Source organism: Quadrisphaera granulorum (genome assembly GCF_003149145.1).
In the GTDB taxonomy this organism is placed as follows: domain Bacteria; phylum Actinomycetota; class Actinomycetes; order Actinomycetales; family Quadrisphaeraceae; genus Quadrisphaera; species Quadrisphaera granulorum.
This window is the reverse complement of the sequence record NZ_QGDQ01000007.1, coordinates 132,751-152,307: the sequence shown is the minus strand read 5'-3', so window position 1 is coordinate 152,307 and position 19,557 is coordinate 132,751. Positions and strand designations below refer to the sequence as shown.

At 71.2% G+C, this 19,557-nt stretch carries 17 protein-coding genes and 1 pseudogene; 8 read left to right on the top strand and 10 right to left on the bottom strand.

Translation table 11 applies throughout. The annotated features are described in order from the left end of the window. Positions 1 to 37: 37 nt before the first annotated feature. Entirely contained in the window at positions 38 to 535 is a 498-nt protein-coding gene (locus BXY45_RS07805; RefSeq protein WP_109773758.1) for a hypothetical protein, read from the top strand. Positions 536 to 812: 277 nt separating this feature from the next. Here BXY45_RS07805 and BXY45_RS07800 read toward each other — a convergent pair whose 3' ends face one another. From BXY45_RS07800 to BXY45_RS07790, 3 genes and pseudogenes are all read right to left on the bottom strand, one after another. Beyond that, a complete protein-coding gene (locus tag BXY45_RS07800; RefSeq protein WP_146211127.1) occupies positions 813 to 1,433 on the bottom strand; it encodes a hypothetical protein in 621 nt (206 codons plus the stop codon). Positions 1,434 to 1,667: 234 nt separating this feature from the next. After that, positions 1,668 to 2,252: pseudogene (locus tag BXY45_RS07795) on the bottom strand (DeoR/GlpR family DNA-binding transcription regulator); the annotation flags it as partial. A 9-nt stretch (positions 2,253 to 2,261) separates the two neighbouring features. After that, positions 2,262 to 3,827, bottom strand: a complete 1,566-nt coding sequence (locus BXY45_RS07790; protein WP_109773755.1) for a methyl-accepting chemotaxis protein — start codon at positions 3,825 to 3,827, stop codon at positions 2,262 to 2,264. A gap of 436 nt (positions 3,828 to 4,263) precedes the next feature. On the opposite strand from BXY45_RS07790, the gene BXY45_RS07785 reads away from it, so the two are divergent. Further along, positions 4,264 to 4,605, top strand: coding sequence for a PadR family transcriptional regulator (locus tag BXY45_RS07785; RefSeq protein WP_109773754.1), 342 nt, complete (start codon positions 4,264 to 4,266; stop codon positions 4,603 to 4,605). Beyond that, positions 4,602 to 5,144: an HAAS signaling domain-containing protein gene (locus BXY45_RS07780; RefSeq protein WP_146211126.1), complete on the top strand. Its 543-nt coding sequence runs from the start codon at positions 4,602 to 4,604 to the stop codon at positions 5,142 to 5,144. The genes BXY45_RS07785 and BXY45_RS07780 overlap by 4 nt, the downstream gene beginning before the upstream one ends. Positions 5,145 to 5,161: 17 nt before the next feature. Here BXY45_RS07780 and BXY45_RS07775 read toward each other — a convergent pair whose 3' ends face one another. Further along, a complete protein-coding gene (locus BXY45_RS07775) occupies positions 5,162 to 5,683 on the bottom strand; it encodes a hypothetical protein (protein ID WP_146211125.1) in 522 nt (173 codons plus the stop codon). 689 nt (positions 5,684 to 6,372) lie between these two features. On the opposite strand from BXY45_RS07775, the gene BXY45_RS07770 reads away from it, so the two are divergent. Continuing rightward, the gene (locus tag BXY45_RS07770) at positions 6,373 to 7,116 is read left to right on the top strand and encodes a hypothetical protein (RefSeq protein ID WP_109773751.1); all 744 of its coding nucleotides are present in this window, start codon (positions 6,373 to 6,375) and stop codon (positions 7,114 to 7,116) included. 192 nt (positions 7,117 to 7,308) lie between these two features. On the opposite strand, the gene zapE is transcribed toward BXY45_RS07770, so the two are convergent. Both zapE and BXY45_RS07760 read right to left on the bottom strand, forming a co-directional pair. Continuing rightward, on the bottom strand, positions 7,309 to 8,412 hold the full coding sequence (gene zapE / locus BXY45_RS07765; RefSeq protein WP_170131371.1) for a cell division protein ZapE: 1,104 nt from the start codon (positions 8,410 to 8,412) through the stop codon (positions 7,309 to 7,311). Positions 8,413 to 8,509: 97 nt separating this feature from the next. Continuing rightward, positions 8,510 to 9,775 carry an MFS transporter gene (locus BXY45_RS07760; protein ID WP_109773749.1) on the bottom strand — a complete coding sequence of 422 codons (1,266 nt, stop codon included), beginning with the start codon at positions 9,773 to 9,775 and terminating at the stop codon, positions 8,510 to 8,512. Between the two features lie 32 nt (positions 9,776 to 9,807). Here BXY45_RS07760 and BXY45_RS07755 point away from each other — a divergent pair, with 32 nt between their 5' ends. Further along, complete coding sequence (locus BXY45_RS07755) at positions 9,808 to 10,857, top strand: LacI family DNA-binding transcriptional regulator (RefSeq protein ID WP_211319332.1); 1,050 nt, start codon at positions 9,808 to 9,810, stop codon at positions 10,855 to 10,857. Between the two features lie 33 nt (positions 10,858 to 10,890). On the opposite strand, the gene BXY45_RS07750 is transcribed toward BXY45_RS07755, so the two are convergent. The 3 genes from BXY45_RS07750 to uxaC all read right to left on the bottom strand — a co-directional run bounded on the left by BXY45_RS07750 (position 10,891) and on the right by uxaC (position 14,129). Next, entirely contained in the window at positions 10,891 to 11,109 is a 219-nt protein-coding gene (locus BXY45_RS07750; protein ID WP_146211124.1) for a hypothetical protein, read from the bottom strand. Positions 11,110 to 11,277: 168 nt separating this feature from the next. Next, positions 11,278 to 12,603 (bottom strand): mannitol dehydrogenase family protein, encoded by a 1,326-nt coding sequence (locus BXY45_RS07745; RefSeq protein ID WP_211319331.1) that lies wholly within the window; start codon positions 12,601 to 12,603, stop codon positions 11,278 to 11,280. Between the two features lie 95 nt (positions 12,604 to 12,698). After that, positions 12,699 to 14,129, bottom strand: a complete 1,431-nt coding sequence (gene uxaC, locus BXY45_RS07740; protein ID WP_109773746.1) for a glucuronate isomerase — start codon at positions 14,127 to 14,129, stop codon at positions 12,699 to 12,701. A 111-nt stretch (positions 14,130 to 14,240) separates the two neighbouring features. On the opposite strand from uxaC, the gene BXY45_RS07735 reads away from it, so the two are divergent. The 3 genes from BXY45_RS07735 (at position 14,241) to BXY45_RS07725 (ending at position 17,782) form a co-directional block, all read left to right on the top strand. Beyond that, positions 14,241 to 15,587, top strand: coding sequence for a lactate racemase domain-containing protein (locus tag BXY45_RS07735; protein WP_109773745.1), 1,347 nt, complete (start codon positions 14,241 to 14,243; stop codon positions 15,585 to 15,587). After that, a complete protein-coding gene (locus tag BXY45_RS07730; protein ID WP_109773744.1) occupies positions 15,584 to 16,141 on the top strand; it encodes a gluconokinase in 558 nt (185 codons plus the stop codon). Before BXY45_RS07735 ends, BXY45_RS07730 begins: the two co-directional genes overlap by 4 nt. Positions 16,142 to 16,315: 174 nt before the next feature. Continuing rightward, entirely contained in the window at positions 16,316 to 17,782 is a 1,467-nt protein-coding gene (locus BXY45_RS07725; RefSeq protein ID WP_170131370.1) for a glycoside-pentoside-hexuronide (GPH):cation symporter, read from the top strand. Between the two features lie 502 nt (positions 17,783 to 18,284). Here BXY45_RS07725 and BXY45_RS07720 read toward each other — a convergent pair. Beyond that, positions 18,285 to 19,499, bottom strand: coding sequence for a Gfo/Idh/MocA family protein (locus tag BXY45_RS07720; protein WP_109773742.1), 1,215 nt, complete (start codon positions 19,497 to 19,499; stop codon positions 18,285 to 18,287). Positions 19,500 to 19,557 lie beyond the last annotated feature (58 nt).

The following is a 19,557-nucleotide window of genomic DNA, read 5'->3' as shown; positions in this document are numbered from 1 at the left end:
GGCTCGGCTGCGGGCCGCCGGATGGGAGGCTCCTGGCGTGTCCTCCGCTACCCCGGTCTCCGTCTGGAGTCCCAGCTGGTACCGCGCCGCAGCGCGTCTGGCGGCGGTCGGCGTCGCCACCGGCGCGCTGACCGGGAACGTGCTGGTCCTCCTGCTGACCGGGCCCAGTCTGCTGACCGACCCGTGGGACGGCGCCGCCTTCACGATCGCATCGTTGGCGGGAGGCCTCCTCGCTGTGCCGGTAGTCGTCCTGGGCGCGACCACAGGCCTCGTCGTGGCCGCCCGCGCCCCGCGACGCCGGGTTCTCGCCACGTCCCTGCTCTTGCTCTGGCCGGTGGCGCTCGCCGGCGGAATCGGCGCGATGACCATCGTGCTCAGCGGTCTCGAGACTGGGTGGACGCTGCTGACCATCGGCGTCGTGCTTGCCGTGGTGGTGGCCTCCGTCGTCGTCACCCAACCGTGGGTGACCGCACCGCTGCGCTCACCCAATGCTCTGCCCGCCACCGCGAAGGCGGGAGCCGGAAGCGATGAGTGACGTGTCTTCCCGGCGCCTCGCGTGGTGGTGCTTTGGCTTGTGGCACGCCGCCGCGGCGCTGCTTCTCGCTGCCGTGTTCGTCGGACTACCCATGATCTTCGATTCCGGTGACCGCGATGCGGCTGTCCAGTCCCGATGGCTTCCCTCATGCCTGCTGGCTCTGGCAGCCGTTGTCTGCGCGGCGGCAGGTGTGTGGTGCATGCGTCGCGTGACGCACCGCGACGAGTCGTCGCCGCGCTGACGTCGTCGCCGTGCTCGCGTCCTCGTCGAGTGCCGGTCAGGCGCTGGACGCGCGGCTCGCGGTAGCGGCCGGATGACCGCTGACTTCTGCGAGCCAGGCTGCCGTGTCATCGCAGGGGCGACGTGCTCGCGCATTGTGCTCGATCTGCTGCTCCGGCACATCGGTGAGCGAGTCCCAGGAACGACCACCCTGCAACGCGGTGTAGGCCACCCCCAGCCAGAAAGCGGGCTCCTGCACTTCCAGGCGGCCTGCTTCATCGCCTGTCGCGGCGCGGTCGACCAGAACCTGGCTCACGTAGTGCCGCCCTCGTCCGTCGACGCCTTCGAGGACGACGAGCTGCGAGCCGTCCTGGCTGGGCGTCGGGGGGATGCCCACGACGCACAGCACCTCGGGAGCTGCCTCGGGCCCCGGAGCGCTGCCCGGGTCAGACTCCAGCGAGCTCGACATGCCCATGCATCCATCGTTGGCCTCACACAGCTGCTTCATTGCTGCGGGTGTCCGTTGTGACGCGGTGGCGATGACGTCCGCCACGGCGGCGCGGGCCTCGTGCTCGCTGACGGCGGCAGCCGGCTCGGCCATGGCCGAGCAGCCGCTCAGCGCCGCCACCACAGCACAGGCGCCGAGCGCCCAACGGCCTCGCGGAACGGAAGCGATCACCGTCGGCAGACTAGATGGTTGGTTCCCAGGGTTGCCCGTCCGTGGACACCGACCTGGACCCCTTCGCCAGGGAGAGGGCCGTGCCAGCAGCTGTCAGCTGTTGGCCCCTTGAGCGTGATCGCGTCGACACGCTGAAGGGGCCAACCGAGCACAGCTGACGGGGTCAACGCCTGCAGTTCCCGGCATGCAGGTTCCCGCTCCACGTCGTCCGCCGCAGGGAGTGCTTCATCCACGTCAGCGGGCCTCGAGGATCGTCGCCCCGAGCTCGCGGAGCCCGTCGAGCGTCTCGCCGGCGGGCGCATCGGTGACGATCCCCGCGGTCGCACCCAGGGGGAGCACCTGGAACGGCGACGCCGCCCCCACCTTCTCGCGTGACGCGAGGACGTAGGTGTCCGCCGCCCGGGCAGCCAGCGCCCGCTTCATGGCGGCCTCTTCGGCGTCGCCCGTCGTGAGGCCGTGCTCGGGGTGCACGCCTGTGACGCCGAGGAGGAACACGTCAGCCGAGACTGCCTGCGCCGCCTCGACAGCCGCGGCGCCACACGCCACAGCGGAGTGCTTGAACAGGCGACCTCCAAGCACGAAGACGTCGACGGTGGGGTGTTCGACGAGGGCAGCGGCCACCGTCGGGCTGTGCGTCACCACGGTGCAGCGCAGCTCGCGGGGGAGGGCCCGGGCAACGGCGAGCGTCGTCGTCCCCCCATCCAGCAGCACGGTGCTGCCTGGCGCGATGAGCTGCACGGCCCTGGCCGCCACCCGCACCTTGCTGTCGACGGCGACCCGTCCGCGCGCGGCGTAGTCAGCGACCGCGGGCGGTGAAGGGGCGCCCCGTCAGCAGGTGAAGCGGGAGGCGGTGGCGCGCAGGTCGGCAGCGAGCCGCGAGAGCTCGTCCACCGCGAGGCGGCACTGGCTGAGTGCCTGCGTGGTGACTTCGGAGGCCTCGGCGACACCGGAGATGTTGCGAGTGATCTCCTGCACGCCCTCGGAGCCCTCCTGCACCGACCGGGACATCTCCTGCGTGGTGGCCGTCTGCTCCTCCACCGCTGAGGCGATGGTCGCCTGGAAGTCGTGCATCTGCCCGATCACCCCGGCGATCCCGGAGATGGCCTCCACGGCGTGCTGGGAGTCCATCTGCATGGACGCGACCCGCCGGGTGATGTCCTCGGTGGCCCGCGCGGTCTCTCGTGCCAGCTCCTTGACCTCGCCTGCCACCACTGCGAAGCCCTTGCCCGACTCGCCAGCCCTGGCCGCTTCGATGGTGGCGTTCAGGGCCAGGAGGTTGGTCTGCTCGGCGATGGCGGTGATGACCTTGACGACCTCCTCCACCTCGCGGGATGAGTCGCCCAGCGCGTTCACCGTGCCGGAAGCGGCCTGTGCTGCCGTGACAGCCTGGCTCGCCACGTCGGCGGCGGAGGCCGCGGACAGGCTGATCTGCTCGATGGCCGCGCCCATCTCCTCGGCGGCGGCGGCCACGGTGGTGACGGTCTGGGCGACCTCCTCCGCTCCCTGGGAGACCACCACGGCCTGCGTACTCGTCTCCTCCGCGGAGGCCGCGATCTGGGCCGTTGATGCGCTGAGCTCTTCCGAGGACGCCGCCACGGTGTCGCTGCTGGCGCTGATGGCGGCGATGGCCGCACGCAGCTCAGCGGTACCGCGGTCCAGGGCAGCGCTCATACGGCCCAGTTCGTCGCGCGAGGTCATGCCGGTGGAGCGCGTGAGGTCTCCTTCTGCGAGTCCATCGGCCACCCACGCGACGCGCTGTACGGTGCGCGCGACGCTGCGGGCCACGGCCAGCCCCACACCTACGGCGAGCGCCACGCCTGCAACGAGCAGGACTAGCTGCAGCGTCCGTTGGCGGTCGTGGTCTGCCTGCGCCGCGGCGGCGTGCTGGGCGGCCTCCGCGGAGCGGTCCTCCACCAGCTGCGCCAGTTCCGTGCGCAGAGCGGTGTGCAGAGGAGTCACCTGCTCGGCGCGGGCCGCTTGCCAGGCGTCGACGTCACCGTTGTTGGCCAGCGGCGCCAGGACGGTGTCCTCGATGCGCACCACCTCGGCCCACTGCCGCTCGATCTCGGCCAGGTTCGCCGCCTGGTCGGCGGCGTGCGGGAGGGCGCGGACGGCGTCCACATGCTCGGCGACATCGGCACGGGCCGCGTCGAGTTCCGCGCTCGCGGCGGTGCGCTGCTCGGGGGTTCGGGCGATGACGGCGTCGGCCAGGGCAGTGGCCGAGCGCTCGATGTCAGCCTCGAGCGCCTCGAGGTTCTTCACGCTGAGCAGGTCCACGGCGTAGATCGCCTGCGCATCGCCGGCGGCGGCGGTCAGGGCGCGCAACCCTGAGACGCCGATCGCGCCAGCGACCACCGCGGCCGCGGTGACGGCGGTGAGAATCTTGGCGGCGATGGGGAGATCACCCCAGCGGGGCGCGCGACCAGAGCCGCGCGGCCCCCTGCTCGGGGGGTTCGCTTCCGCGGGGGAACCGTTGCCGCCGTCGTCGTCATGAGAGAGGTACCGCCTCGTCGGATTGGTCGCGGCGCCGGTCGACGCCGCATCTCACACTCATGATCGACAGTGATGCGGTTCTCCTTGACTCCTACCGGGGAATCTGAAGCGACATCACCTCCCGGGAGCGCTGGGGCAGCCAACGCGGGTGAGCGCTGCCGGATGTACCGGAGCGCTCCGGGTTTCCGAGCACCTCTCGGTGGCTGCCTGTCGAGCTCAGTCCGGAGGAGCGTGCGCTCTACGAACAGTGATGCGCGGGCCGGTTGGGCCAGTGACGCGCGAATGTTGCGATGCCCGGTACCTTGCATCGCAACTTCTGGAGCGTAGGCTTGCACTCATGGCCAACGCCGCGGATAGCGTGCTCACGCAGCTGCGCAAAGGCGTCCTCGAGTACTGCGCCATGGCCTACCTGCGCAGCGAGCCCAGGTACGGACTCGAGCTCGCCTCCCGCCTCGGCCAGCACAAGACGCTCCTCGACAGTGACGGCACCCTGTACCCGCTCCTGGCGCGGCTGCGGAAGGCCAACCTCGTTGAGACCGAATGGCGGGAGTCCGACAGCGGACCTCCCCGCCGCTACTACCGCCTCACCGACCAGGGACGCGAGGCGCTCGCCACCTTCGAGGCCACATGGGCTCCCTTCCACCGCGACGTCGACGCAGCACTGGAGGCAGCACGATGAGCACCCGCCCGACCGTTGGACCTCACCCACTGGTGCAGGCGTACCTCGCCGATCTCGAGCGCGCTCTCGTGGGAGCGGATCCCCGTGAGCGGGCGGATGTGCTGGACGGGGTCCGGGAGCACCTGCAGGAGTCACTCGGCGACGACGGAGCCGCTGAAGCTGTCCGCGTGCAGCGAGTCCTCGCGGACCTCGGTCCGGTGGAACGGATCGCGGCGCAGGCGACGTCGGCCGTGCCCCCTGCGACCGCATCTCCGGAGCCCGCACGCGGAGACGTCACCTCGCTGGTCGCCCTCGTCGCGGCCATCGGCGCCGCCGCCGTGTTCTTCATTCCTTTCGTCAGCATTCCGGTGGCCGTCGCCGCCCTGGTCACGAGCCTCGTCCACCTGCGGAGCCCCGAGGCGAACCGGCGCCGATGCTGGACGGCATCCGCTGTCTCGACGGCGGTCCTGGTGCTCACGGCGGCTGCTGCGGTCCTGCTGCTCCCGGTCTCGACCGTGGTCGTGGAGAGCGGTCCGGTGCCTGCTGCCACCGCTGGTTGAGTCGGTGCCGCGGTCGATCAGGACGACGACGGCAGCGGGGGGTCGTAGGGCGTCGCGCAGCTCTGCTCGGTGACCATCCAGCTGGCGAAGCGCATCTCGCGGACCGTCACGCGCCAGTCGGCGGAACCGAAGGTCACCTTGTCGTCGAGGTCTTCGACCACCACCCAGCCGGTGCGCGGCGCGCCCTGGCCGCTGGCCTCCGCTGGCAGCTCGTCGCCGTCGCCATCGAGCCAGGCCTGGAGGCCGCGGCGGGCGGTCAGTGCACCACCGGAGGGGCCGACCATGTCGATGATGAAGCTGGTGTCGCAGGGATGTGGGTCGAAGGTGGCGCGGACGGCGGTCACGGGATCGCTGGCGACGGTGGCGCCCGCGGCGAACGAGCCGGAGCCCGTGTGCACTTTCCAGAACACACCCGTGGCGTCGCTCCACCTGTCGCGGCTGACGACGGCCGTGTCGCCCTGCGGCCGTGCGACGGCGGTCGCGTCCTGACGGGGACTGCTCTGCTCGGCAACAGCGTCCGTTGCCTCCTGCTCGGTCATCGGAGTGAGGCTCGTCCAGGAGACGCCCATCTCAGCGGCCGTACGAGGTGTGACCTCGTCGAGTCCGACGTCCTTCGGGAGATAGAAGCGGAACAGGTGCGGTCATGCACGGCGTCCTCGGCGCGATGGCGGTCGCGAGACCAGGCGTGCGCCACCTGCCGCAGTCGCGGGATGGCGAAGACGGCGAAGTCGTCGAACGACTCCTCATCGCTGCGGCGCATCGGCACCTCCTTCGCCACCACGTACGCGAGACGAGGCTGCCAGGTTGGGTGCTTCCGCCTCAGCGCCAGCCGCTCTGTGCGGCGGGCTTGTGTGGGGAGCTGTGTTCTGTTGGCCCCTTCGGAGTGATCGGGCCGTCACTCGGAAGGGGCCAACACTTCACATGTCCCGAAGGGGACTTCCCGGGTGCCCTCTCCTCCGTCCACCAGGACTTGACGGCGCAGCTGGAGGCGCCCGTGCGGTCAGGTGAGGTCTGGCACGTCGAGTTGCATGGCGGCGGGCTCGCGTTCGTTCCGCCCCGAGAGGGTGCGGGAGGCGCGCTGGTCTTGTCAGATCAAGCAGGAGCTCTGCGATCGACAGGACCCGGCACTGTGCTGACATCACCGCGGGGGAGGGAGCTGGTACGTGAGGTTCTGCATCGGCACAACGCCACGCTGTCCTAGCGACGTTCGCCACCGCCGTGGTCCACGGTGAGCGCCCTCGCTGGATGGCTGGAGCGCCGTCAGGTCGCGATCTACCTGGCGGGGATCGGCGTCGGCGTCGTCGTCGGGCTGCTGCTGCCGGGTGTTCACGGCCTCACGGTGGCGATCGACCCCGCGCTCGCGCTGCTCCTGTACGCGACCTTCCTCGGCGTCCCGTTCCTGGCCATCGGTCGCGCCGTCGTCGATGCTCGCTTCTTGGCGACCGTGCTGGTCATGCTCGCTCAGGCAGTGCTGCTACCCGGGTACCTGCTGGTGATGGTCGGCCCGTCGGCGGCCCAGGCGGTGGATGTCGGTCCGTTCGCGCGGGCGTTCGTCGTCCTCATCGTTCTGCCCCTTGTGGTTGCGGCCGCCACACAGACGCTGGGGGATCGGGCAGTGCGGTACGCCCGTCGGATCGAGACCGCCGCGCCGACGGCGATGGTGCCGCTGGTGTCGCTCACGCTGGCCGTCGTCGTCGCGTCCCAGATCCGGGTGGTGAGCGACGAGCTGGGTGCGCTGCTGGGCCTCGTGCCTCTGTACCTGGCGTTCGCGGTGGTGATGGTGGCACTCGTGAGGGTTCTACCGCGCTGGGGGCGACCCGCTGAAGCGCTCGACGACGACGTTCGCCTGCGTCCGATCAGCCGCGCAGGAACGTGGAGGCCTCGGCCAGCTCGGCCGCTGCGCGCTGCCACACCTGGTCCACGACCGCCGGGTCTGCGGTCCCCTCGGGGGCGATGGCGTCTCCGAGGCTGAGGGTGATCTGGGCGTCGCCGGGCTTCAACGAGTAGAGCCGGATGGTGATCTCAGCAGCCACGGGGGGCTCCTCGTACGCGGATCCCTCCCCCTTCCTTGCCACAACCCACCCAGACTCGTCCGGCGCCTGCTCGTCGCTCATGCCCTGATCGTGCAGCCAGTGGAGCGGTGAAGGGTGGCGCCCGCCGTAGCTCAGGTGCGGTGGAGCAGGCTCAGGCGGCTGTACATCCGGGCGCCGTCGGTGATGGGCATCTCCAGCGCGCACTCCGCGCCATCGGCGGCGAGGACGACGAGCCGCACGTCGCGGTCCCAGCAGATGTCGACGAGGTTCGCGAGGCGCCGCCAGGCGTCCGCGACCGACGCCGTGACGGGCGGGACACCGACGAGCACGATCGTGCGGTAGCGATCCGTCAGCTCCAGCAGGTCGGCCACCGAGGTGGGGCGCTCGCACAGCTCGCTGAAGTGCAAGTGAGCAGTGGGTTCCGGACGGACGCTGCCGTCGCCGTCGTCGTCGTCCTCCTCTGGGTGCGGGTCGGCCGCGAGCGCCCAGAGCGGCCGGCCGCCGAGCAGCAGCTGTCGTCGCTGCGCCGGGTCGGGTGCGGCCAGTCCGAGGGCAGCGAGCTGCGCGGAGGTGCCGGTTGCCAGCCAGGCTCCCGTGCACCAGCGTGGGCGGGCGCCGCCGTGACCGAGGGCCCGGTGGTCGACGCCGCCGTCGACGTCGACGACGACGCACGTGGCCGTCAGCGCCTCGACGAGGGGTAGCACGAGGTGGTGGTAGCGAGGGTCGGGTAGCAGGTCAGCGGGCGCGTAGTTCGACGTGGCCAGCAGCACCACGCCGCGTGCAGGGAGGGCGCGCACGAGTCGGGAGAGCAGCATCGCGTCACCGGGGTCGTGGGCGTGGAGCTCGTCGAGGTACAGGGCTCGCGCCTCTCCGACCACCGCGTTGATAGCTGCGTCGAGGCCACCGCGCGTGCCGGAGTGGGCGGCGATGCCGCGGTGCAGGCGCCGGGCTGCTTCGTAGGCGTGGAGCCGCAGGACGGCACCCGACGGCAGCTGAGTGGTGAGGACTTCGACAAGCCACGTCTTGCCGCGCCCGACCGGGCCGTGCAAGTACACGCCGCGCGGAGCGCTGCGGTGAGGCCGAGTTCCATCGGCGGTCAGGCCAGCAGCGGACGCTGCGACGCACAGGGCGTCAGCTGCCGGACGCTGCGCCGCATCGAGGGTGGAGCCGAGGGCCATGGCTGCGTCGTCGAAGGCGGCTCGCAGGTGGGCGTCCGGCCGCCGTCTGAAGGGCACGTGAGCAGCCTGCCGCAGCGGGATGACAGGCCGACCGATGCGCCGTCGTGACATGCACCTCACGACCCCGGGAGGCCCTGGGAAAGTTCGGTCGAGGTCAACGAGGGGCGGTCCGAGGACATCCTGCGTTGGTCCGATGTCTCCGAGCAGCCCAGGAGCTGACCGGGGCCGCTGCCACCGTGAAGCACAGCGCGAGAGCAGCGATACCGAGCATCGCACCGCGCAGGTTGGTGGCTTCGGCGAGAAGGCCCACGTACGCCGGACCGAGGAGGAAGCCGAGGTACCCGGTGGCGGCGACGGCGGAGGTGGCGCGACCGTGCAAGGCGGGATCCAGGTCGCGCAAGCTGCGGCTGAGCAGAGTGGGGAACAGCGTCGACGTACCGAGCGCAGCCACGAGGAGACCGCTCACGGCGACCGGAACAGACGAGGCGGTGGCCAGCACCGCACTGCCTGCCGCGGCCAGTGCGCCTCCGGCGAGGAGCATCGCCATCGGGTGAGTGCGCGACAGCGGCGCCAGGCTCAGCCGGGCTACCGCCGCGGTGGCGGCGAAGGTCGCCGGGGCGACAGCTGCCAACGGAGGAGATGCGTTGAAGACGTCGGTGAGCATCACGGCCCCCCAGCTCTGATGAGCGTTCTCGATCGCGAGGGCAAGCGCTGCGACCAGCCCGACGACCAGCAGAGGAGGGGGCGTGCTGAGGAGGCGCAACAGGCCCCTTCGCCCGTGCTCGCGGCTGTCTACCGCGCGAGCCGGAGTGTTGGTCGGCTCGTCAGGGGTGGCCGCCGCTACCAGCAGCGTGCACGCGCGATGGGTGACCGCGGCCAGCGCGAGCACCACCACCGTGACCGCCGTGAAGGCCGCCGGCAACGTCGCTCCCACTCCCAGCGCCACCCCCGTGGCCAGGCTGGAGGCGACGACGCCGCAAGAGAACAGGCCGTGCGAACGGATCAGCAGGGGCTTGGCGCTGATGTGCTCGGCGCGCCCGGCCAAGGCGTTGATGGCTACGTCTGCCGCTCCGGAACTCGCCCCGACGAGCAGCATCCCGATGATCAGCGACGGCATCCCGTGGGCAGTTGCAGCGATGAGCACCCCGGCGCCTCCCAGTGCTGCGAGCAGCCAGGCAGCGACGCGCAGACCGAGGCGATCCACTGCCCGGCCGGCGACGACCATTGCCGGCAGTGCTCCCAGGCCGACGAAGAGCAGCGCGACCCCGAGCCGGCCCTCGCTGACCCCGGCCTGGTCCCGTAGGGCCGGCAGCGCCGCGCCCCAGGCTCCCCAGAACAGTCCGAAGGCGGTGAAGGCGGCATAGGGCGCCCAGCTGGACCGAGTGGTGGAGCGGCTGCTGGCCGCTGGGTCTCGTCGCATGCGTCGTAACGTTACACAGATAAGCTCCCTGCGTGCCTGCCTCTCGTCGCCGCCCGACCGTCAAAGACGTTGCTGCAGCCGCCGGGGTTGCTCCGATGACCGTCTCGTACTCCTTCAATCACCCCGCCCGCGTCGCCGAGGCGACGCGCACCCGCGTGTTGGAGACCGCAGCGCGGCTGGGTTACCGGCCTGACAGCACCGCCCGCGCCCTCCGTTCCGGGCGCGCGCGGCAGCTGGGGGTGGTGGTGGGAGAGCACCTCTCCTACCTCTTTGACGACCCTCAGGCAGCGCAGTTCCTGGCCGGCGTCTCCGACGTCTGCGTCGAGCACGACCTGGGCGTCGTGCTCATCCCCACTCGCGGCGACCATGACGACGTCGACCGTGTGCTCTCCGCGCCCGTTGACGGCTACGTGCTGTGGACCACTGTCATCGATGACCCGGTGCTCGACGCCGTTGCCGGCTGTGCGCGTCCCGCAGCGATCCAAGGCGGTCCCGCGCATCCGGGGTTGATCTGCGTGGGTCCTGATGACCGGGCGGCCGCGGCAGCCGTGGCCTCCGCGGTCCCGCTCCAGACGGCGACCCCCGTCGTCGTCAGCTTTCCGCTAGACCGACGCCGCGCGGTGAGGCTCCTCCGTGGGGCGGAACTGCCCGAAGACCTGGCCGACACGGCTGCGGTGCCGTTCCCCGTCACGGGGGCGCGTCTGGCTGGCTACCGTGACGCGCTGACCGCAGCGGGATACGACTGGGACGACGTGTGCGTCGCCGTCGTCGAGCGAAACCAGCGCCAGAACGGCGAGGTCGCCGCGCGCGAGCTGCTCGCTGCGCTGCCCGAGGCCGGTTCCCTGGCGGTGCTGGCGATGAGCGACGAGCTGGCTCTCGGGGCACGCGCGGCCCTGACCGGCGCTGGCCGGGAGGCCCTGCTTACCGGGTGGGACGGCTCCCCGGAAGCCGCCGCCTCAGGCATCTGGTCGGTGGCCGCCTCGCTGCGGGAGCAGGGGCGCGCCTGCGCGCGTGCCGCGCTCGGTGATGGGGGCGACGACGTCGTGCGGCCGACCTCGTGGACGGTGATCGCCCCGAGGTGAGCCCGGTGCCGCGGCCAGTGCCGCCGACGTGGTTCAGTCGCGGCGGGGAGCCAGGTCGTCGCTGGCAGCCGAAAGTGTCGGGCGGGAGCTGGCGGTCAGGAAGGCCAGGCGCAGGACGTGCCCGGCAATGCAGATGAGGCCGATCCACCATGCCGTGGACTGCAGCCACGCCATGGCAGGCGGCGCGCCCATCGGACTGAGGAAGGCCATCGCGAAGCTGATGACCAGGCAAAAGATGCCCGTCTCCACCAAGGGTGGGCGCTGAGACTTCGGAGCCTGGGCGGGGTTCATTGGCGTTGCCTCTTCCTCGGCGCCGGCGTTCAACTGCTTCGCCGGCGCGACTACTGGGCCGACGCGGCTGCGTCGGCAGTCTTGCAGCCGCAGCCGTCGAGGTGGCGTTGCAACGACTGATCGTCGCGATCAGGCGAGGGCGTCGAGCTGCTCGGTGACGAGCTCGACCAGCGCCTGATCGGCCGAGAGGGCGGGGCGCAGCAGGGCGAGCACCGCTGCGACGCTGCCCTCACCCGCCCGCGCCGCGGCCGCCGCGGCCTCCGCGCCCGAGTCCTTGACGGGCGCGCCGCGCCCGCGCAGGTGCCAGATCCACGCTGCGACGGCGCGCGCAGCACCGACCGGCATGCGGCCGGCCGCGCGCTCTGCCAGCAGCGTCGGCACGATCCGCACCGGCAGCTTCACCGAGCCGTCGGAGGCGATCTGCGCGAGCAGGTGCCGAACCCTGGGGTTGGAGTACCTCCCCAGGAGCGCCTCCCGGTACGAGCGCAGCTCGGCGGCGGGCATCGGCAGGTGACGGCACGCCTCGTCCCAGTACTCCTCCACCCAGGCGCGGCAGGTCGGGTCGGCGATCGCCTCGTCCACCGTGCTGTGTCCGCGCAGCGGGCCGCTGTAGGCGAGCAGCGAGTGCGAGCCATTGAGCAGCCACAGCTTGCGCTGTTCATAGGGCGTGACGTCGTCGACGACGAGCGCCCCCGCGCTCTCCCATGCCGGGCGCCCCGCGGGGAACGCCCCGGACAGCACCCACTCGGTGAACGGCTCGGTGGGCACGGGCGCGGCGTCAGCGAGGCCGGTGGCCGCAGTGGCTGCGCGCACGTCGTCGTCGGTGGTGGCGGGGGTGATCCGGTCGACCATGCTCGAGGCGAAGTCGACGTGGTCACCCACCCATGCGGCCAGCCCCCCAGCAGCACCGTCCTCGACCAGGGCCGCGAGCTCCAGCACGCCCGTGCGCGCCACCGTCCCGTTGTGGGGGAGGTTGTCGCACGGGAGCACGGTGATCGGACCGCCACCCGCGGCGCGGCGGGCGGCGAGGCCGGACAGCAGACGCGCCGGCAGCGTGGAGACAGGTGCGCCGAGGTCGGCGCGCAGCGCCTCTAGGTCGGCGACCAGCGCCGGGTCGGCGACGTCGAGGTGCCCGTCTCGCACGAGGTAGGCCGACTCCGTCAGCGTGATGGTGACGACGGCGACCTCGGGGCGGCGCAGCAGCTCCAGGTAGGCGGCGTGGTTGCTCGCCGGGTGCACCTCGGCCACCGAACCGACGATGTCGGCGGCGTCGCCGTCGGGGTGGCGCACGAGCAGCGTGTAGAGCCCGTCCTGCGGACTCAGAGCGTCGGCGATGTCGGGACGGCGGCCGGTGAAGGCGGCATAGCCCCAGCCCGAGGCGTCGGAAGCGTGGGCGGTGTACCAGGCCTGGTGCGCGCGGAAGAAGCTGCCGAGCCCCAGGTGCACCAGCCGCACGGGGGGAGCCGGGGGTGTTTCCGGGAGGGACCGCGACAGCCGAGCCGGCGTCGGCGTGTTCCGGAAGTCCATGATCACGGCGGGAGAGGGGGTGGTCACAGGCGGAAGACCTTCCGGGGCGTGGTGGTGGTCATCTCGACGATGGTCTCGGTGGCCTCGTCCTCGTCCAGGCGGTGCTCGGCCACGAGCTGCGCGAGGTGTCCGGCGTCGAGGCGTCGGGCCATGTCGTGGCGGGCGGGGATGGAGCAGAACGCGCGCGTGTCGTCGATGAAGCCCGACGTCTTGGCGAAGCCGACCGTCTCGCTGACGGTCGAACGCCAGCGGCGGATCGCGTCGGGTGCATCGAGGAACCACCACGGCGCCCCGACGAACACCGACGGGTAGAACCCGGCGAGCGGCGCGATCTCGCGCGAGAACGTCGTCTCGTCGAGGGTGAACAGCACCAGCCGGAAACCGGGGTGGGTGCCGAAGTCGTCCAGCACGGGCTTCAACGCACTCGGGAACTCCACGGTCCGCGGGATGTCGCAGCCCACGTCGTGACCGAACCGCCCGGCCGTGGGGGCGTGGTGGTCGCGGTGCACGCCCGGGTGCAGCGTCATAACCAGCCCGTCCTCCGAGGACATCCGTGCCATCTCCCACATGAGGTGGCGGCGCAGCGCCGTGGCCTCGTCTGCGGTGAGCTCGCCCTTGCGGGCCAAGTCGTACAGGTCGAGCGCCTCGATCGGGGTGAGCTTGTCGGTGCGGGCGTCGGCGTGGCTGTGGTCCGCGGAGACAGCGCCGTGTGCGCGGAAATAGTCGCGCCGGTTCTGTAGCGCGGCCAGGAAGCCGGGCCACGTGCCGGTGTCCACGCCCGAGACCTCCTCGAGCCTGTCGGCGAGGGCCGTCCAGCCGGGGGCGCCCACCTCGAGGTACTTGTCGGGGCGGAAGGTCGGGACGACACGACCGTGCCAGGTGGGGTCTTCGGCCAGGGCGCGGTGGGCGGCGAGGTCGTCGCAGGGGTCGTCGGTGGTGGCGAGCACCTCGATGCGGAACCTGTCGTACAGGGCCCGCGGCCGGAACGCGTCGTCCGCGAGGGCCGCCGCCACCTGGTCGTAGATGCCGTCGGCGGTCTCGGCGGACGGGCGCACCCGCACGCCGAACAGTTCGGCCAGTTGAGCCTCCAGCCAGAACCGCACGGGCGTGCCTCGGTAGGCGGGCCAGTGCGAGCACAGCAGGCGGAAGGCGTGCCGTGACGCCGCTTCGTCCAGGGGGCCGTCGGTCTCGGAGCGCCCCACTCCGAGGTCGGCCAGGTCCACGCCGTGGCTGTGCAGGAGACGATTGACGTAGTGGTCGGGTGTGATGAGCAGCGACGTCGGATCCCGGAACGGAGTGTCATCTGCGAGCCAGGCGGCCGGGACGTGGCCGTGCGGGGACACCACCGGCAGGTCGCGCACCCGCTGGTGCAGCCGACGAGCGACGTCACGGACGGCGGGATCGGCCGGCAGGAGTCGGTCGGGGTGCAGCTGAAGCGGCGCGGCGGTGGCCATGGCGTCAACCTGAGCCGCTGCTCATCTCACCCCGCCACCAGTTGCCGAGAGTTGCCGCCGACGGGCCGCCTGTCTTGTCAGGGCAGCCGGCGGCGCCGCACAGTCCGTCTCATGAGCGATCACGACGACGTGCGAGCGGGGTGGCAGGACGCCTTCGGCACCGACCCCGGAGACCCGACCCGCGCAGCACGCCTGGGCGGACCGGGGCAGCGGCTGGCCTCGGCCGACGTCGCGGCGTTCGTCGCGAAGTCCCTCGCGGGGGCCGACGTCGACGGTCGCAGCATCGCGCTCGTGGTGCCCGACGCCACCCGCACGTGCCCCCTGCCACTGCTGCTCGGTGCGGTGCGCGACGCGCTGGCCGGGCGCGCGGCGTCCGTCGTCGTCGTCATCGCCCTCGGCACCCACCAGGGCATGAGCGAGCAGCAGCTGGCCCGCCACCTCGGGTACGCCCCGGGTCGGCTGCAGGAGACCTATCCGGGGTGGGAGGTGGTGAACCACGAGTCGTGGCTGCCGGAGACCTTCACCACGCTCGGCACCATCACCGCCGAGCGGCTCGGTGAGCTCACCGGTGGTCTGCTCACGGACACGCCCGTCGAGGTGAAGATCAACCGGCGTGTGGCCGAGGCCGACGTCGCGCTGGTCATCGGGCCGGTGTTCCCCCACGAGGTGGTGGGCTTCTCCGGCGGCAACAAGTACTTCTTCCCTGGCGTCTCCGGGCAGGAGGTCATCGACGTCTCGCACTGGGTCGGCGCGCTCATCACCAGCGCCGCGATGATCGGTGCGCGCGGCGTCACGCCCGTGCGGGCGCTCATCAACGAGTGCGCCTCGATGGTCCCGGCGCAGCGGCTGGCGCTGTGCCTGGTGGTCGCGTCCGGCACCGATGTGCTCCACGCGGCGGCCTTCGGTAGCCCCGAGGACGCGTGGGCGGCGTGCGCGGAGGTGTCGGCGCAGACCCACGTGACGTACGTCGACGCGCCGGTGCGCCGCGTGCTGTCGATCATGCCGACCAAGTACGAGGACATCTGGACGGCGGCCAAGGGCTTCTACAAGCTGGAGCCGATCGTCGCCGACGGCGGCGAGGTCGTGCTGTACGCGCCGCACATCACGCAGGTCTCGGTGATGCACCCGCACATCACCGAGATCGGGTACCACAACCGCGACTACTTCACCGGCCAGTGGGAGCGGTTCCGCGACCAGCCCTGGGGCGACCTCGCCCACTCCACCCATCTGCGCGGACAGGGCACGTGGGACCCGGAACTTGGCGAGCGCAACCGCGTCACCGTGACCCTGGCCACCGGCATTCCCGAGGACGTCGTGCGGGCCGTTGGACTGAACTACCTCGACCCCGGATCCGTGGACGTCAAGGCGTGGGCCGCCGATCCCGACACCTTCGTCGAGCCTCACGCCGGTGAGGTGCTGTACCGCCTGCGGTCGGACGCGAAGGGACTCGAGGTATGAGCGCGTCTGCTGACCATGGCTCTGGTCAGGACGCCGGTGTGGAAGCGGACGAGCACGGCCCGCGCCGGGCCGTCGTCGTCATGGGGGTCGCCGGCTGCGGCAAGTCGACCATTGCGGGTCTGCTCGCCGAGCGGCTGGGATGGCCGCTGGGTGAAGCCGACGACCTGCACCCGCCCGCCAACGTCGCCAAGATGGCGTCCGGGACGCCGCTCACGGACGACGACCGCTGGCCCTGGCTCGACGACGTCCGCGCGTGGATCGACGCGCAACCCAGCGACTGCGTGCTCACCTGCTCCGCCCTCAAGCGCGATTACCGCGATGTGCTGCGGAAGGCCGAAGCGCAGGTCCTCTTCGCGCACCTCGACGGCACCGTCGAGCAGCTCCGGGCCCGGATCTCAGGGCGCGTCGGGCACTTCATGCCGCCGGCGCTGCTCGACTCCCAACTGGCCACCCTGGAGCCGTTGGAGGACGACGAGGCGGGAGCCGTGCTGGGCATCGCCGGCACGCCCGACGCCATCGCCGACGCGGTGATGAAGGCTCTCCGCCTGCCCTGAGTCCTTGCACCCCTGCGCCCCTGCATGGTCACGACTCACGTGATCATGCAGGGGCGTTGTTCTGCGGGGGCTTGGCAACTGCTGGCAAGCGGTGGGCTGTTCCGCCGGGCAGGCCGTTCCATCGACTCCACCGGCACCGACGAGGGTGACCGGGAACCACACCGAGGAGACCCCATGGGCAACCCCGCACGGGTGGAGGAGCTCCGGTCGATGGGGCGGCTGCGCCGCCGGACCGTCGCCGGGTACGCGGCGGGTGACTTCGCCTGCAACCTCGCCTTCAGCCTCAGCACGTCGTTCCTGCTCTACTACTACACGGACGTCGCCGGGATCTCGGCCGCCGCCGTCGGCACGATGTTCCTCGTCGTCCGTCTCTGGGACGCCTTCGCCGACCTCCTCGCCGGACGCATCGTCGACAGCACCATGACGCGGTGGGGCAAGTTCCGGCCGTTCCTCATGTTCGGCGCGGCGCCGCTGCTGTTCCTGAGCTACCTGACGTTCAACGTGCCGGCCAGCTTCGACGACGGCCTGAAGCTCGTCTACGCCTACGCGACGTACGCCGTGCTCGGGCTCGTGTACTCGCTGGTGAACATCCCCTACGGCTCGCTGGCCTCGGCGGTGACGCAGTCGGTGCGCGAGCGCGCCAAGCTCGTCGCCGCGCGTTCGTTCGGGGCGGGCATCGGTGGCGTGGTGCTGGCGTTCGTCGTCGGGCACTTCGTCAGCGAGCTGCGCGCACAGAAGGCCGCCGTGGAGAGCTCCAGCGACCTGCTGGCGTACCAGGAGTCCGTGCAGAACGTCTTCACCCAGGTGACGCTGGCGTTCGTCGTCATCGGCACTGCGGCGTTCTGGTTCACCGCGTGGGCCTGCCGCGAGCAGGTGGTCCGTACGCAGCCGCGCATCACCATCAAGGAGACGTTCGCGACCCTGAAGCACAACAAGCCGCTCGCGTACCTGTGCGGGTCGAGCTTCTTCTACCTCATCGGCTACTTCGCGGTGGGGGGCAGCACCGCCTTCTACGCGCTGTACGTGCTCGGTGACATCGGCCTGGTGGGTCTGCTGACCCTCGTCAACGTGGGCATCTCCCTGGTCATCACGCCGTTCATCCCCGCCATTGTCGAGAGGTTCGGCAAGAAGGCCACGTTCCAGTACTGCGGCCTGTTCACCGTGGTCGGTGGGGTGGGCCTCTTCTTCGCACCGGCGAGCATGTTCTGGCTCGTGCTCCTCACCCTCGCCGTCAAGGGCGTCGGCGCCAGCCTCATGAACACCGTGATGTTCGGCCTCGAGGCTGACACCGTCGAGTACGGCGAGTGGAAATCAGGACGGCGCAGCGAGGGTGCCAGCTACGCGATCTTCTCCTTCACTCGCAAGATCACGCAGTCTCTGGGCGGGGCGCTCGGCGCGTGGGCGCTGGCCGTGGGCGGCTACGTGGCCGCCAGCGCAGTGACACCAAGCCCCGTGCAGCCGGAGAGCGCCATCATCGCCATCAAGGCGACCATGGGTCTGCTGCCCGCTGCCGCCGCTGTCATCGCCATGCTGATCTTCGTCAAGTACCCGCTGACGGACGAGGTGTTCCGGAGGATCCGCAACGAGACCGAGCAGCGCAAGCTTGCCGCGCGCACCGAGGCGGACGCGATCGCGAGCTGAGCGCTCGCCCTCTCGGGCCTCTCGGGAGTGGCACAGGGCCACCCCGTGCCTAGCGCTGGCACGGGGTGGCCCTGTGCCATCCAGGGACTGGCGTGGAGCCACCCACTCCCGGCCGCCGGTGTCGTGAGCCGGCCGCCCGGTGCCCAGGCGGCCCCTTGAGCGCGCAGATAGCCCCTTGGGTGCGCACTTAGCCCCATGAGTCGCGTCGATGGGGCCAGCTGCGCATCGATGGGGCCAGCTGCGCATCGATGAGGGCCAGTCGCACCCGTCTCGGCGGGAGGAGCATGCGGTCGGGCCGGTCCACTCCTGCCGACTCAGCACCGTCGATGATCACGCACGTCAGCGCCACATCCAACGGCCGAGGTGGCGGTGCGGACGTGGGGCGCAGGGCGGGACGCCATGACGAGCAGGGGCCCGTACACCGATCGGTGCGCGGGCCCCTGTTCTGCGTCGTGCGCACAACTCCCATGATCACGGTCGGTGCTGTGCACAACGTCCATGATCACGGACGGGGTGAGGTCTCCAGACGCGCGTGGCGCTCGGGATAGATCCCCTCCGCGCGGATGCGCGCGTTGAGCTCGCGCAGGTACACGTCCTCGTCGAAGTCGAGCGGCACCTCCTCGCCGAGCCAGCTCGACAGGTGGATGGCGTTGGCCAGCCGCACCCCGCGGATGCCGTCGCTGCCCGGCGCGATGAGCGGCGTGCCGCGGAGGATGTTCGCGGCGAAGTTCTCCATCACCCCGGCGTGCTGGGCCCAGAACTCCGTGGGGAACTCCAGCATCTCCTGGGTGTAGTAGTCGGTCGGGTCGAACCCGCCGCGGAACAGTCCGCGCACCTGCTCGGGGGAGAGGCCCTCGGAGATGGCGCGCTCGTCGTCCACGAGCCGCGTCACGGTCGCGGTCTTCGACCCCTCGACGACGATCTTGCCGCGGTCTCCGAGGATCTCGAACCTGTCCGTGCCGACGAGGTCGTGGACGGCGGTGACGAAGACGCCGGTGGCGCCGTCGCCGTAGTCGACGACGGCGGTGACCTCGTCCTCCACGGCGATGTTCCGCCGGAACCCGTAGGCCACCTTGGAGTACACGGACTTCGGCACACCGCAGATCCACTGCCACAGGTCCAGCTGGTGCGGGGCCTGGTTGACGAGCACGCCGCCGCCCTCGCCGCCCCAGGTGGCGCGCCAGGCGGACTGCTCGTAGTAGCCCTGCGGCCGCCACCACGTCGTGATGACCCAGGTGGTGCGGCGGATGGCGCCGATCTCCCCGGCGTCGACGATCTCCTTGATGCGCCGGTACAGCGGGTTGTTGCGCTGGTTGAACATCATCGCGAACGTCAGCTCAGGGCGGCTCTGCGCCACCTCGATGAGCTCGTCCACCTGCGAGGTGTGCACGCCCGCGGGCTTTTCCACCAGCACGTGGACGCCCGCGCGCAGCGCGGCGATGGCGATCTCGGGGTGCAGGTAGTGGGGCACGCAGATGACGACGGCGTCGACGTCACCGCTGGCCAGCAGCGCGTCCGCACTGTCGTGCACGGGCACGCCCAGCTCCTTCGCGGCGATGCGCCGCTCAGGGCTGACGTCGGCGACGGCGCCCAGCACCGCGCCGGGAACGCGCCCTTCGAGGATGAGGTTCGCGTAGACGGTGCCCTCGGCGCCGGTGCCGATGATGCCGAGGCGCACGGCGGTGTCGCTGGAGGCGGGGCTGGGGACGGCGGACATGGGTCTCCTCGTCAGGCGGTGCGGGCGCTGCCCACCTTCACCGCGGTCCAGGCCACCG

Excerpts from the sequence above, each read along its gene's own strand:
- BXY45_RS07785 (WP_109773754.1), top strand. The coding sequence starts at position 4,264 with ATGGCCAACGCCGCGGATAGCGTGCTCACGCAGCTGCGCAAAGGCGTC.
- BXY45_RS07780 (WP_146211126.1), top strand. The coding sequence starts at position 4,602 with ATGAGCACCCGCCCGACCGTTGGACCTCACCCACTGGTGCAGGCGTAC.
- BXY45_RS07775 (WP_146211125.1), bottom strand. The coding sequence starts at position 5,683 with ATGACCGAGCAGGAGGCAACGGACGCTGTTGCCGAGCAGAGCAGTCCC.
- BXY45_RS07760 (WP_109773749.1), bottom strand. The coding sequence starts at position 9,775 with ATGCGACGAGACCCAGCGGCCAGCAGCCGCTCCACCACTCGGTCCAGC.
- uxaC (WP_109773746.1), bottom strand. The coding sequence starts at position 14,129 with ATGGCCACCGCCGCGCCGCTTCAGCTGCACCCCGACCGACTCCTGCCG.
- BXY45_RS07735 (WP_109773745.1), top strand. The coding sequence starts at position 14,241 with ATGAGCGATCACGACGACGTGCGAGCGGGGTGGCAGGACGCCTTCGGC.
- BXY45_RS07730 (WP_109773744.1), top strand. The coding sequence starts at position 15,584 with ATGAGCGCGTCTGCTGACCATGGCTCTGGTCAGGACGCCGGTGTGGAA.
- BXY45_RS07725 (WP_170131370.1), top strand. The coding sequence starts at position 16,316 with ATGGGCAACCCCGCACGGGTGGAGGAGCTCCGGTCGATGGGGCGGCTG.
- BXY45_RS07720 (WP_109773742.1), bottom strand. The coding sequence starts at position 19,499 with ATGTCCGCCGTCCCCAGCCCCGCCTCCAGCGACACCGCCGTGCGCCTC.